At 39.0% G+C, this 13,522-nt stretch carries 12 protein-coding genes; 5 read left to right on the top strand and 7 right to left on the bottom strand.

The genetic code is table 11. The features are described from left to right. Window positions 1-9: 9 nt before the first annotated feature. The 7 genes from yfbR to pntA form a co-directional block, all read right to left on the bottom strand. Complete coding sequence (yfbR, locus tag ACWIT3_RS04505) at window positions 10-612, bottom strand: 5'-deoxynucleotidase (RefSeq protein ID WP_457161611.1); 603 nt, start codon at window positions 610-612, stop codon at window positions 10-12. 2 nt (window positions 613-614) lie between these two features. Further along, the gene (gene degS / locus ACWIT3_RS04500; protein WP_457161610.1) at window positions 615-1,643 is read right to left on the bottom strand and encodes an outer membrane-stress sensor serine endopeptidase DegS; all 1,029 of its coding nucleotides are present in this window, start codon (window positions 1,641-1,643) and stop codon (window positions 615-617) included. Beyond that, window positions 1,637-2,770, bottom strand: coding sequence for a bifunctional diaminohydroxyphosphoribosylaminopyrimidine deaminase/5-amino-6-(5-phosphoribosylamino)uracil reductase RibD (gene ribD, locus ACWIT3_RS04495; protein WP_457161609.1), 1,134 nt, complete (start codon window positions 2,768-2,770; stop codon window positions 1,637-1,639). Before ribD ends, degS begins: the two co-directional genes overlap by 7 nt. Before the next feature lies 1 nt (window position 2,771). Beyond that, window positions 2,772-3,221, bottom strand: a complete 450-nt coding sequence (gene nrdR / locus ACWIT3_RS04490; protein ID WP_457161608.1) for a transcriptional regulator NrdR — start codon at window positions 3,219-3,221, stop codon at window positions 2,772-2,774. A gap of 97 nt (window positions 3,222-3,318) precedes the next feature. Then, entirely contained in the window at window positions 3,319-3,927 is a 609-nt protein-coding gene (locus tag ACWIT3_RS04485) for a DNA glycosylase (protein ID WP_457161607.1), read from the bottom strand. Window positions 3,928-4,045: 118 nt separating this feature from the next. Next, complete coding sequence (gene pntB / locus ACWIT3_RS04480; RefSeq protein WP_457161606.1) at window positions 4,046-5,470, bottom strand: Re/Si-specific NAD(P)(+) transhydrogenase subunit beta; 1,425 nt, start codon at window positions 5,468-5,470, stop codon at window positions 4,046-4,048. 10 nt (window positions 5,471-5,480) lie between these two features. Beyond that, window positions 5,481-7,010: a Re/Si-specific NAD(P)(+) transhydrogenase subunit alpha gene (gene pntA / locus ACWIT3_RS04475; RefSeq protein WP_457161605.1), complete on the bottom strand. Its 1,530-nt coding sequence runs from the start codon at window positions 7,008-7,010 to the stop codon at window positions 5,481-5,483. Between the two features lie 267 nt (window positions 7,011-7,277). On the opposite strand from pntA, the gene cas10 reads away from it, so the two are divergent. Genes cas10 through ACWIT3_RS04450 form a run of 5 tightly spaced genes read left to right on the top strand, consistent with a single transcriptional unit; the run spans window position 7,278 to window position 13,520 of the window. After that, window positions 7,278-9,896: a type III-A CRISPR-associated protein Cas10/Csm1 gene (gene cas10 / locus ACWIT3_RS04470; protein ID WP_457161604.1), complete on the top strand. Its 2,619-nt coding sequence runs from the start codon at window positions 7,278-7,280 to the stop codon at window positions 9,894-9,896. 10 nt (window positions 9,897-9,906) lie between these two features. Then, a complete protein-coding gene (gene csm2 / locus ACWIT3_RS04465) occupies window positions 9,907-10,329 on the top strand; it encodes a type III-A CRISPR-associated protein Csm2 (RefSeq protein ID WP_457161603.1) in 423 nt (140 codons plus the stop codon). A 13-nt stretch (window positions 10,330-10,342) separates the two neighbouring features. After that, window positions 10,343-11,041 carry a type III-A CRISPR-associated RAMP protein Csm3 gene (gene csm3 / locus ACWIT3_RS04460; protein ID WP_457161602.1) on the top strand — a complete coding sequence of 233 codons (699 nt, stop codon included), beginning with the start codon at window positions 10,343-10,345 and terminating at the stop codon, window positions 11,039-11,041. A 10-nt stretch (window positions 11,042-11,051) separates the two neighbouring features. Next, window positions 11,052-11,981, top strand: coding sequence for a type III-A CRISPR-associated RAMP protein Csm4 (gene csm4 / locus ACWIT3_RS04455; RefSeq protein ID WP_457161601.1), 930 nt, complete (start codon window positions 11,052-11,054; stop codon window positions 11,979-11,981). Window positions 11,982-11,987: 6 nt separating this feature from the next. Then, complete coding sequence (locus tag ACWIT3_RS04450) at window positions 11,988-13,520, top strand: RAMP superfamily CRISPR-associated protein (RefSeq protein WP_457161600.1); 1,533 nt, start codon at window positions 11,988-11,990, stop codon at window positions 13,518-13,520. Window positions 13,521-13,522: the final 2 nt, after the last annotated feature.

The following is a 13,522-nucleotide window of genomic DNA, read 5'->3' as shown; positions in this document are numbered from 1 at the left end:
CTTTTTCTTTTATAACGTAATTTCATCAATTGGCTTGCCAAAACTTGGAATGAAGACTTGGATAAAATAATCCATTTCTTGACTATGCCATTGGTGCATCAATTTTTCTAATCGCCCTTTTGCTGCTTTAAATTCCTGGTTACCGTTTTCAAGCTCAAATTGTGCTTTAATATAAGCACAAATTAAATCCGCTTGTTTAACAATATGCTTTTCTTCGGGCGAAAAAACAGTTGAGTTGAGATAAGGTGCAAAAGCGGTCTGTAATGTTTGCGGTAATAACGAAACCAAGTGTAATTCTGCCGCACTTTCAATCTCTTTATAGGCATGCGTAATTTCCGCATTAAAATACTTAATAGGAGTAGGGAGATCGCCTGTAAAGATCTCTGAAGTATCATGATACATCGCCAATACAGCGATCCTATCTGCATTCACTTGTCCTTGGTAAAACTGGTTTTTAATTAACGCTAACGCATGGGCAACAAAAGCGACTTGTAAACTGTGCTCCGCTAAATTTTCTTTTTCAAGATTACGCATTAAAGACCAACGCTGAATCAATCTCAAACGATCTAAACACGCAAAAAAGTGACTGGTTTCAATATTAATTTCTGGCATAACTAGTTACTTGGATATTCCTCAATCACAACAGGTAATTCAATTTGTTTACCCAAACGTAAAATCACAACATTTAATTTAGTATTAGGGCGGGTATTACTAATAACGTTCATCATTTGTGCAGGCGAAATAGCTTCAACGTCTCCCACTTTTAAAATAATATCACCTGCCTGTACGCCAGCTTTGCCCGCAGGACTATCGGGACTGACATTCGTAATTAAAATCCCTTTTTCTACATTCACACCTTGCCCATTATTGAACAAAATATCGCTTTGCACGCCAAAATACCCTCGAATCACCCGTCCATCCCGAATGATTTTTTTCATCACATCATTCGCCAACTCAATCGGGATAGCAAAATTCAAACCTTCCGCAATTTCACTGGAAGTTTTCCCAATACTTAACGTATTAATTCCTATCAGTTCACCTAATGAATTGATCAGTGCCCCACCAGAATTACCACGATTAACTGAGGCATCCGTTTGAATAAAGTTTTGACGACCAACAAAATCCCCAACAGCATTACGCCCGACTGCACTAATGATGCCTTGTGATACACTTTGCCCTAAGTTATATGGATTACCAATCGCTAATGCGACATCACCAACATGCACTTTATGATCTGGGTTTTGCGGTATGATAGAGAGGTTATCAGCACGAATCTTTAAAACAGCAAGATCCGTCAGATTATCTGAACCAATTAAACTGGCATCAAAAATTTGCCCGTTTTGTAATGCAACAACAATCTGATCGGCATTTTGAATCACATGTTTATTCGTCAAAATATAGCCATCTCTTGACATAATCACGCCAGAGCCTAAGTTACCGACTTCCAGTTGATCACGACTATTCGATGAAAAAGATCGGTTATACACATTTACAACTGCTGGAGAGGCAATGCGTACAGCCTCTTTAAATGACATCGGTTCTGGTTGAATCAGATTCAACTGATTTAATCTTGGTAACACAAATAAGATCAAGACTGCACAAACTAAACCAATCAATGCTGAATGAATAAGTTTTTTTAACATTTTGGCTCCCTCACGATCGGATGATAAATAGACTTCACATCCTCCCCGATCTGTTCTATTGAGTGCAATTTCCATTGTGAAGCATCGGCTAATTTAGTCAAATGTGGCAATTTGCATAGTCCTCTTGCCTCATCGCCTAATAATTTCGGTGCGGTATAAATAATTAATTCATCGACTAAATTCGCTTCAATTAACGCTCCCGCTAAAGTCGCCCCTGCTTCAATCCACAAGGTATTAATTTGACGTTGACCGAGCGCAAGCATTAAATTGTGAAGATAATTAGCGTTATCCTCTAAAATAATTTGCTCACAAGATTGTGGATAATCAGATAAATGACGTTCAGATTTACTTACCAACCAAACGGGTGAATCCACTTGAAATAAACGTTGTGTCGGCTGAACTTGATTTTTAGAATCTAAAATCACACGAATAGGTTGGCGCAGATTTTCTTGTTGATATTGTTGCTGAACTTGCTCTGGCAATTGCTCCCAACGGACATTCAACAAAGGATCATCTGCAATCACTGTGCCACTAGCAGACAAAATTGCGGAGGCTTTGGCGCGTTCGATTTGCACATCTTGACGAGATAACTCGCTTGTAATCCACTTGCTTTCGCCATTTGCCAACGCAGTACGTCCGTCTAAGCTCATTGCCATTTTGAGTTGAACAAATGGCTTGCCAGTACGCATCCGTTTTAAAAAGCCACGATTCAACCACTCTGCTTTTTCTTCTAATAAACCGACCGCACTGTCGATCCCTTGTTCTGCTAACATTTGCAAGCCTTTGCCAGCTACTTGTGGGTTCGGATCGCGCATTGCACTCACCACTCTCACCACGCCAGCTTCTATTAAGCCTTTCGCACAAGGCGGGGTACGACCAAAGTGAGAACAAGGCTCTAACGTCACATAAGCCGTTGCGCCTTTGGCTTGCTCACCAGCATCACGCAATGCCATTACTTCTGCGTGCGGTTCTCCTGCTTTAAAATGGAAGCCTTTGCCGACAAGAATGCCATCTTTTACAAGTACACAACCCACTGAAGGATTAGGTGTTGTGGTAAATTGACCTTGTTCCGCAAGATCCAATGCCATTTGCATAAACACGACATCTTGCGCGCTAAACTCGCTCATCTTAATCCCTTAAATTTTCAATTTCTTTACTAAACTGGTTAATATCATCAAAACTTAAATACACTGACGCAAAACGAATATAAGCGACTTTGTCTAATTTTTTTAATTCCTCCATCGCTAACTTACCAACTAATTTGCTCGGAACTTCACGCTCCCCTGTTGTACGTAAACGATGAATAATATGGCTGATTGCTTGTTCCACATCATCGGCACTCACTGGGCGTTTTTCCAATGCGTGTTGAATGCCACGACGTAATTTTTCCTCATTAAATGGTTCTCGCGTGCCGTCATTTTTAATGATTTTTGGAATGATCAACTCTGCGGTTTCAAAGGTGGTGAAACGCTCATGACAATTTCCACATTCACGACGACGGCGTACTTGATAACCATCAGACACCAAACGACTGTCGATCACTTTAGTTTCTTCAGTAGAACAAAAAGGGCAATGCATAGTGTCTCCTAAAAAATAATCAATAAAATGAACTTTATCTTAACAAAGTTTAGATTTATTGACGATGACTATTTCCCTACTTTGCTTAAGATCTGATTCATTCAAACTGCGGTAATTTAAACCCCGCCAATTCGAAAAAAGTGCGGTAGGATTTTGCTTTATTTTCTAAGCTCGCCGGATAGGCTCTTGAGGTAGAAGGTAAGCGATACAAATGCAATTCTCGTCCCGCATAATGAAAGCTGACAAACTGATTAGTTTTCGGCGGCTTAATTTTTTCAGGCAATAAACTCAAAATAGTTTCAGTGGCTTTACCACCTGTGGTAAATAACCAACGGCAATTTGGCACTTCATTCAACGCCGCCACTAAATCAACAGGCTCCACCACCGTTAAAAATTTGTCTGACGCATTATCTTTTTCACGAATGGCACTATGAATGGTCGAACATAACCCAATTCCCCATTCACGCAAAAATGCTTCAATACGCACAGGGTCAAAGCGTTTTTCACCTGACACTTGAAAATACTGAGGATCATTGAAAAACAATAATCCATAAATCCGCCACATATCATTTTGAAAATTTGGATAATGAAAATGCATACAACGTTTATCCTCTTTTGGCGGAAACGTCCCCATCATCATAACTGTTGCTTGCGGCGGAAAAATGGGTGGAAAAGGATGGATTTCAATTATCGGTTCACTCATCATTACATCTCAAAAAAGCAGAAAAAACGACCGCACTTTAAGCCCAAAGTGCGGTAGATTTTTTATAAGTTTTACACAAACACTTAACAAAAAGGGAATGACTTGCATTCCCTTTCATCAATTATAGTGCTTTCAAAATATCATCCACGCGATCTTTTGCATCACCAAAGAGCATTTGGGTGTTGTCTTTAAAGAACAATGGATTTTGTACGCCGGCATAACCCGTATTCATTGAACGTTTGAATACGATAACGTTTTGCGCTTTCCATACTTCTAACACTGGCATACCTGCAATTGGGCTGTTTGGATCGTCCATCGCTGCTGGGTTTACTGTGTCATTTGCACCGATAACTAATACCGTATCTGTATCAGCGAAATCTTCATTAATTTCGTCCATTTCTAATACGATATCGTAAGGCACTTTCGCTTCTGCAAGTAATACGTTCATATGACCCGGTAAACGACCTGCAACTGGGTGAATACCAAAGCGCACATTCACACCACGCTCACGCAATTTTTGTGTAATTTCAGCCACTGGATATTGCGCTTGAGCAACTGCCATGCCGTATCCCGGAGTGATGATCACAGAGCTTGAGTTTTTAAGTAATTCAGCCACTTCTTCCGCTGTGGTTTCGCGATGTTCGCCTTGTTCTTCATCGCTACTTGCAACTGGATCGTTACCAAAACCACCCGCAATAACACTGACGAAAGAGCGGTTCATTGCTTTACACATAATGTAAGAAAGAATCGCACCTGATGACCCCACTAACGCACCTGTTACGATTAACAAGTCATTGCTTAACATAAAGCCTGCCGCAGCCGCTGCCCAACCAGAATAAGAGTTCAGCATTGACACCACAACTGGCATATCCGCACCACCGATGGATGCCACTAAATGCCAACCAAATGCTAACGCAATCGCCGTCATTAATAACACAGGGAAAATATTTTCTGGGCTATTTAAGAATGACACCATTAATAACGCAGAAACAATAATTGCCGCTAAATTCAATTTATGACGATGTGGTAAAGTTAACGCTTTTGAATTAATAATCCCACGTAATTTACCAAACGCCACTACCGAACCAGTAAAGGTTACCGCACCGATAAAGATACCAAGGAATACTTCCACATTGTGGATATTGCTTAATACTTGTTGCTCAGCTAAAAATGCGGCTTGTGCTGCTGCGTCTAAATTTGCTGGCATTGCCGCTTCGTGGTGTAAACCGTAGCTATTAAAGCCAACTAATACGGCAGCTAAACCTACGAAGCTGTGTAAAATCGCCACAAGCTCAGGCATTTCGGTCATTTCAACTTTTAATGCACGTTTGATACCAATGACAGCACCAATCGCCATTGCAATTAAAATCCAAAGTGTCCCTTCTGATTCTGGGCCGAAAATGGTTGCCACTAAAGCGATTGTCATACCGACAATACCGTACCAACAACCTGCTTTTGCAGTTTCGTGTTTAGAAAGACCTGCTAAGCTCATAATGAAAAGTAATGCTGCAACGATATAAGCAGCTTGTACTAAACCTTCAGACATTGCTTACTCCTTAATCTTTTCTAAACATTGCAAGCATACGTTGGGTGACTTTGAAGCCCCCGAAAATATTGATACTTGCGACTAAAATTGCAACAAATGCTAAGATACTAATGAAGAAGTTACCTTGTGCGATCTGTAATAATGCACCAACAATGATGATGCCTGAAATCGCATTGGTGACCGCCATAAGTGGTGTATGTAACGCGTGGCTGACATTCCAAACCACGTAATAACCCACGACACAAGCCAGTACGAATACGGTGAAGTGTGATAAAAATGCTGCTGGTGCAACCGCTGCGATTGCCATAAACAACGCTGCAGCACCTGCCATCACACCATATTTCACACGAGGATCAGCTGATTTTTCTTCTTTTTTCTCTACTGGTGCAGCTTTGGCTTTTTGTGGCTGCGCAGAAACTTTAATTGGCGGTGCTGGCCAGGTGACTTCACCTTCACGAATCACTGTGACACCACGTAACACCACATCTTCAAAATCAATATTGATATTGCCGTCTTTTTCTTTACACAATAATTTGAGTAAGTTGACTAAGTTTGTACCGTAAAGTTGAGAAGATTGGGTTGGCAAACGGCTTGGTAAGTCTGTGTAACCAATGATTTTTACTTGGTTATCTGTCACAACCACTTCACCCGCTTTTGATAACTCACAGTTACCACCTGTTGCAGCCGCTAAGTCCACAATCATAGAACCTGGTTTCATTGATTCAACCATTTCTTTCGTGATTAAACGCGGTGCAGGTTTGCCCGGAATAAGTGCAGTGGTGATAATAATATCCACTTCTTTCGCTTGTTCTGCATAAAGGGCTAAAGCTCTACGGTTAAATTCTTCCGACATCACTTTTGCATAACCGTCACCACTACCACCTTCCTCTTGGAAATTAATCTCAAGGAAACTTGCGCCCATACTCTCAACCTGTTCTTTCACTTCAGGACGAGAGTCAAACGCACGTACGATTGCACCTAAACTATTTGCAGCACCGATCGCAGCTAGACCAGCCACCCCAGCACCAATCACAAGCACTTTTGCAGGTGGCACTTTACCTGCAGCGGTAATCTGCCCAGTAAAGAAACTCCCAAACTCGTGAGCAGCTTCCACAACCGCACGATAACCCGCAATGTTTGCCATCGAACTTAATGCGTCTAATGACTGCGCACGTGAAATACGTGGCACCGCATCCATCGCAAGCACATTAATTTTCTTCGCGGCTAATTTTTCCATCAACGCTGGATTTTGTGCAGGCCAAATAAAGCTAACTAGCGTTGTGCCCTCTTTGATTAACGCAATTTCCGCATCTGTTGGCGCATTGACTTTAAAAATCATATCTGACTGCCAAACCTGCTCTGCTGAGCCAAGTTTTGCGCCTGCTGCTGCAAATGCTTGATCTTCAAAACTCGCTTTAAAACCTGCGTTATGTTCAACTATTACTTCAAAGCCAAGCTTTAAAATTTGTTGCACAGTTTTTGGCGTTGCCGCCACACGACTTTCGTTATCAAGCAGTTCTCTAGGTACACCAATTAACATAATGTTTCCTTCAAATTGATTGATGATAATATTGAGTAAAAGCTTACTCCCCTAAAAGATGACAATAAGTCAAAACGTTCTCACTGTACCACTTATTGTTTTAAAGTTGAAAAAGTTTTTATTGATTATTTAAATAACGTGACATAGGTCGTGGAAAAATTTCTAATAAATTGTAAAAATTACATACCTTTACAAATATGTAAAATATCATTAAGAAATGATTCTTTGATATTCTTGAGGCAAATTATCAATTAAGAGAAATTAATCATGAATAACCTACTATTATTTCCATCTTGCCGAGTAGCATTTGCTGCACTAATACACGATTTAGGAAAATTTACTCAACGAGCAAAATTACCTATTTCTCAAGAACAATTAAATGCGCATAAGCAACTGTATAGCCCTTTTAATTCCGAAAAAGGATTCCATTCTCATATTCATGCAGCATATACCGCATTTTCAATTGATCAGATTGAAAAATTTTTACCAGATTTAATTCAAAATGATCTTTATCCTTTTTCATCAAGACAACAAAATACTCAACAAGAAATCACGGATTCATTAATTAATGCAGCAGCCGCACATCATAAACCAGATACATTTCTTCAGTGGATCATAGCGACAGCTGATCGTGTAGCTTCAGGTTTTGAACGAGAAGAGTTTGACGAATACAATTCTGTGAAAGAAGAGGAAAAAACGCAATTAACTGGGAAAAACCACTATCAAGCACGTTTACTTACGTTATTTGAGCAAATAAATAAAACGAATAAAAACAGCAATCAAGCCTTGGAGTTTTTCTATCCACTAAAAGCGTTAAATCCAACGAATATCTTTCCGCTTGCCAGAAAAGAATGTGAGCCGGCGGATGATGCTAGTGCCCAACAAGAATATTTGACCTTGTGGAATCAATTTGTGGAAGGTTTAAAAGCGATTCCAAGTTCACACTGTCAAAAATGGGACTTATGGCTAGATCATTTTGATACAGCTTATCAATGTGTTACATCGTCTATTCCTTCGGCAACCTTTGGGGTCAAACCAGAAGTTTCCTTGTATGACCACAGTAAAACCACCGCGGCTTTAGCTACCGCACTTTGGCGTTGGCATCAAGAAAATGGCTTAACAGATATAGCACAAGCCAGCCAATTGAAAAACAGAGAAATGAGCTGGAATGAAGAAAAATTTTTGCTGATTCAAGGGGATTTCTTTGGTATTCAAGATTTTATTTTTGCAGGCGGTGCTCAAACCAATAAAAAATCAGCAAAATTATTACGTGGTCGCTCTTTCCAAGTGTCCTTATTTACAGAATTAGCTGCACTTAAAATTTTGCAAGCTTGCCAATTACCAAGCACCAGCCAAATTATCAATGCAGCAGGCAAATTCTTAATTGTTGCACCGAATACAGCGGCAATTAAAGAGACTTTAAAAAATGTGCAAAACGAATTTAACCAATGGTTTATTCAACATACTTACGGCTTAATTGGATTAGGCATTGCGACTCAATCTGCCAGCTGTAATGATTTTATTGGCAATAAATTCAAAATCTTGCAACAAAATCTCTTTTCGCAATTAGAAAAAATTAAGCTACAACGTTTAGATTTAACCGATAGCACCCAAAGCGTTCAAAATGTGCAATATCCTTATGGTGATTGCCAATTAAATAGCTATTTCCCTGCGGATTTTGAAAGTGATGAAGGGCGATACTCCTTAATTTCGGAAGATCAAATCAATATTGGGAAATTATTGACCACCAAAGATCGCATTTTTATTTGCGATCAAAATGCCGATGTGAGCAATACAGGTAAAACCAAAGCGTTAAAAGTGCCTGTGTTTGGTTATAACGTGATATTTACCGACAGAGAAGAAGAAACGGGCAAATTTGGTCAATTAGTAAAAGACAATAAAATTCACCGTTTTTGGGATTTTTCTCTAGCTGAGAATGTCAATTCTCCAATTTGGAATGGTTATGCTCGCCGTTATATAAATGCTTATGTGCCGTTGTTCAATACATTAGATAGTTACACCTCTGAAAAATACCAAAATGTGGAAGAGAACGTGGAAATTAGAGCGATTAAAACCTTTGACTTTATCGCCTGTGAAGATCGTATTTTGGATGATAAACAAAAATATGTTGGGCAAGCCGCACTTATGACTTTAAAAGGTGACGTGGATAATTTAGGTTTGCTTTTCCAACAAGGTTTACAAACGCCAACCTTTGCCAAAATGGCAGCCCTTTCTCGCCAAGTTAACCAATTCTTTAGTCTTTGGCTCCCCGCCTTTTGTGCAGAAAAATACCCAAATACGTACACAGTCTTTGCTGGTGGTGATGACTTTTTCTTAATCGGGCCTTGGTATTCCATTCAAAAACTCGCCACTGAGATGCAACAGGCATTCAATCGTTATGTTGCTAACAACGAAACTATTCATTTTTCTGTAGGAATGGTGATGACAAAAGTAGGTACGCCTGTGCCAACCCTAGGCGAAATGGCAGAAGAAGCATTGGGAAAAGCCAAAGGCATTGATGCAGGCAAAAATGCGATAACCATTTACAAAATTCCTGTGAAATGGGCAGATTGGCATAAATTAAATGAATTGGGAGATAAAATTGAGCGTTTAGCTTCAGACTATAGCTTATCAACTTCCTATTTATATTCTTTAATTCATTTCTGTTATCAAGCAGAAAATAAAGAAAATCTGATTGAAAACACCATGTGGCGAAGTCGTTTTTATTATAAAACTAGTCGCTATGCAGTAGATAAATTAGCTAAAGATGAAAAATCCATTGCCATTAAGCAAATTATTTCTTCCATTGGCGATTTAGGTATTGAGAAATACAAAGCTAAATTCTCAATTCCATTATTTAACTATTTCTATCAAAAACGTAACTAAGAGGTTAATTATGTCTTTACATATTAAGTTTGGTAATGACCGCCCTGACGGTATTTTTTCAGATATTGCGGAACAAGCAGCGGAAAAAATTAAAAAAGATACAAGAGATTCCTCAAAAATTAATAAGGAAAATAATAAAACAACACAATTGCGAAAATTTTATGATGAATTAGCGATGTGGAATGATCGTGTTCAAAAACCACAAACAAAACAAGCAAGAGAGGAAGAGTATAAAAATCTCGAAGCATTTATCAAAATGTTGAAAGCAAAAGTGGCTTATGCCGAGGGCAGAAAACATATTAACTCCAATTTCAGCAGTGTATTTAATGAATGTATCGACCAAGTATCATCAGCTGAAACACTCAGAGAAGCGAAATTGTTTATGGAAGCGGTAATGGGTTATTGCAAATTACTTGAAGTTAAAAATTCATAATAGGGAGTAGAAAATGAAATTAACAAATATTATTGAAATCAATGCAAAATTAGTCTTAAAAACAGGTTTACATATCGGTGCTGGCGATAGCGAAATGCACATCGGAGGTATTGATAATAGCGTCATTAAAAACCCGATTACTAATCAACCCTACATTCCAGGCTCCAGCTTAAAAGGCAAGATCCGGACTTTATTAGAATGGCGTTCTGGTGAAGTAAAAAGAGATCCACTTACCCTAAAAAATGTTCAAAATAGCCACAATGCGGTTGCTGTAAAAAATATCTTACGTCTATTTGGTATCAGTGGGGATACAAAAAATGCAGAGCAAGAAGTGGCTGAAATTGGTGTTTCTCGCCTTTCATTTTGGGACTGTGAGTTAAATCCAACTTGGGCTAAACAAATCAATGAGAACAATCAATCTTTCACCGAAGCGAAAAGTGAAAACACGATTGACCGCATTACTTCAACCGCAGGCAATCCACGTCAAACGGAACGTGTTCCAGCGGGAGCAGAATTTGATTTCAAACTGACGATGCGTCAATTCGAAAATGACAGCGAAGAATTGCTTGAGTTAGTGCTTAAAGGATTGCGTTTATTAGAATTAGATAGTCTTGGCGGATCAGGTTCTCGCGGTTACGGTAAAGTAGAGTTTCAGCAATTAACAGTAAATGGGCAAGAGAGAAAACTTTCTGACTTAGATCCTTTTAAATAAGGGGATAAAAATGAAAACCTATTGTTTTACCTTACAAGTAGAAAGTGCCTTTGGCACGCCTTTAGTGGGCGACACCCTGTTTGGACAAATTTGTTGGACAATTGCCCACACATATGGCGAAACACGTTTAAACGAATTATTAAAAGGCTATCAAGAACAACAGCCTTTTGCGGTGATTTCTGATGCATTTCCCCATCAACATCTGCCATTACCAACCTTGCCGTCTAGCTTTTGGGACAAAGAAGAAGGAGCAGATCGCAAAAAATTAAAGAAAAAACAGTGGATTCAGCAAACCGATCTAGCTAGCCAAACGGTGCGAACTTGGCAAAAATTTGCAAAAGCGGAAGCCGAGTTATTGAAAAAACAAAAACGCAACCAACCGCACAATAAAATCAATCGTCAAACCAGCACCACTGGCGTAGGCGAGTTCGCCCCTTATAGTGCATCGCAAATTTGGTACGAACCGCAAACACAATTAGATCTCTATGTTGTACTGGATGAACAGCGTTTAGAGGTTGCTGAAATGGGGGATATTTTAGAACAGATTGGGCAATTTGGCTTTGGACGAGATGCTAGCATTGGCTTGGGGAAATTTAGTCTAGTGCAACATCAAGAAATCCATTTCCCAACATCAAATAACAGCAATGCTTATTTAACCTTGGCAAATTGTGCCCCACAAAATCTAGGCTTGGACAAAACACGTTGTTTTTACCAAATTACCACTCGTTTCGGTCGTCATGGGGATATTAAAGCCTTGAGCCAAAACCCGTTTAAAAAACCAATTATTTTGGCAAAAGCAGGTGCGGTTTTTACGCCAATGGTCTGGCAGGAACGAGCTTTCTTAGGTAATGGATTAGGCAATATTTCTTATGTTCAAGCCAATGCCGTTCATCAAGGTTATGCCCCTGTTGTGCCTGTGGCGATTGAATTTGATAAATAGGATGAAATGATGAAAGAGTTTATGCAAACCCATCGAATTTTTCTCACACCAATCAGCCCTATTCATATTGGTTGTGGAGAAGATTTCGAGCCTACAAATTATGTAATCGATAACCAAGTGTTGTATCACTTTGAGCCAAGTCATCTTCATTTATCTACAGAGCAAAAGAATGAGCTTTTAAATAAGGCTTACTCGGCAAGATTATTAGAGATTCAACGTTTCTTTTTGAAATACAAAAAAGAAGCGGTCAGCTTTTCCCATTATTTTGCCAATGTGCCACAAGACATTGCTAATAAATGGGAAAATAAAATTGGCAAGGTGGTTCAAAATGAAAAAGACAGAGATGTCATCAATCAGCTTGCAATTGAAAGAACTGCCTACTTGCCTTACAACCATAGTGCTTATATTCCTGGGAGTAGTTTTAAAGGGGCATTAGCAACAGCATTTTTAGATGATGCACATAAAAATAGCCACCAACGGAGAACGTCATCAAGTAACTTAAATAAAGAGTTACTGAAAGACTATATGGGCGAATTTAATGAAAGTAAGTTTAGAACCGTCAAATTTGGGGATTTTGTGCCGAAGCATCCTGTCCATAGCCAAGTTTATTATGCGTTGAATTATAAAAAAGTGCCGACAGAGAAAAAGGGAATGGATAGGGGCATTGCATTACGTCGTGAATGTATCCTTGCTGGTCAATATCGTGCTTTTGAGAGTGAATTATCGCTTTGGGAAAATGAGAAAAATCAATCGACGATTCAACACTATTTCCAAATATTAAATCAATATCACCAACCTATTTTTGAAAAAGAGTGTGAAAGATTGGTAGCTAACCGTTTTGTTTCCCAAGAATGGGTAAGACAAATTAAGGCTTTGTTAGCCAATAAAAATGTGGCGTTAGTTCGTTTAGGAAAAAATGGAGCCGATAGCAAGGTTTACCGAGATCCTAAGTTAACTCAAATAAAAATTATGAAAGGGAAAGGCAAAAACGAATATAAAAGTGAATCAACCACAGTTTGGCTTGCTGGTATGCAAGAAAAACAACTTTCGGATTTGTTGCCTTTCGGCTGGGCTATTTTAGAGCTTAATCAACAAGGAGAAAATATGGAATTAAAACAATGGTGTGATAAACAAGTGAAACCTTCTTTTAATCGCGAAGCGATTTTGACAAAACGTCAAGAGCTTGAATTGGTACATCAGCAACAACTCGCTGAACAACAAGCGAAACAACAAGCGTTAATCGAAGCAGAACAAGCCAAACAGGCTATGCTCAACTCCCTGAATGAAACGCAAAAATCGGTAATGGATTTTGTAGAGAATGTGAATAACACGCGTGAGTTACAAGCGGATACCACAGGTTCAACCATTTTGAAAAATCTCACATCACTAGTTGAAAGTGCGGTAAGTTGGAATGCAAAAGATAAAGCTTTCTTACTAGAACAAATTACGCTGGAGCTCATTAAATCCAAAGTGAAGTTCAATAAAAAAGATAGCGAAAAAAATCTGAAAAAACTCTTTAATAAACTGAGTGTGAATTAATA

Source organism: Pasteurella sp. P03HT, from assembly GCF_054052285.1.
Note: the sequence above shows the minus strand (reverse complement) of the source record. Positions and strands in the feature narration are given on the sequence as shown.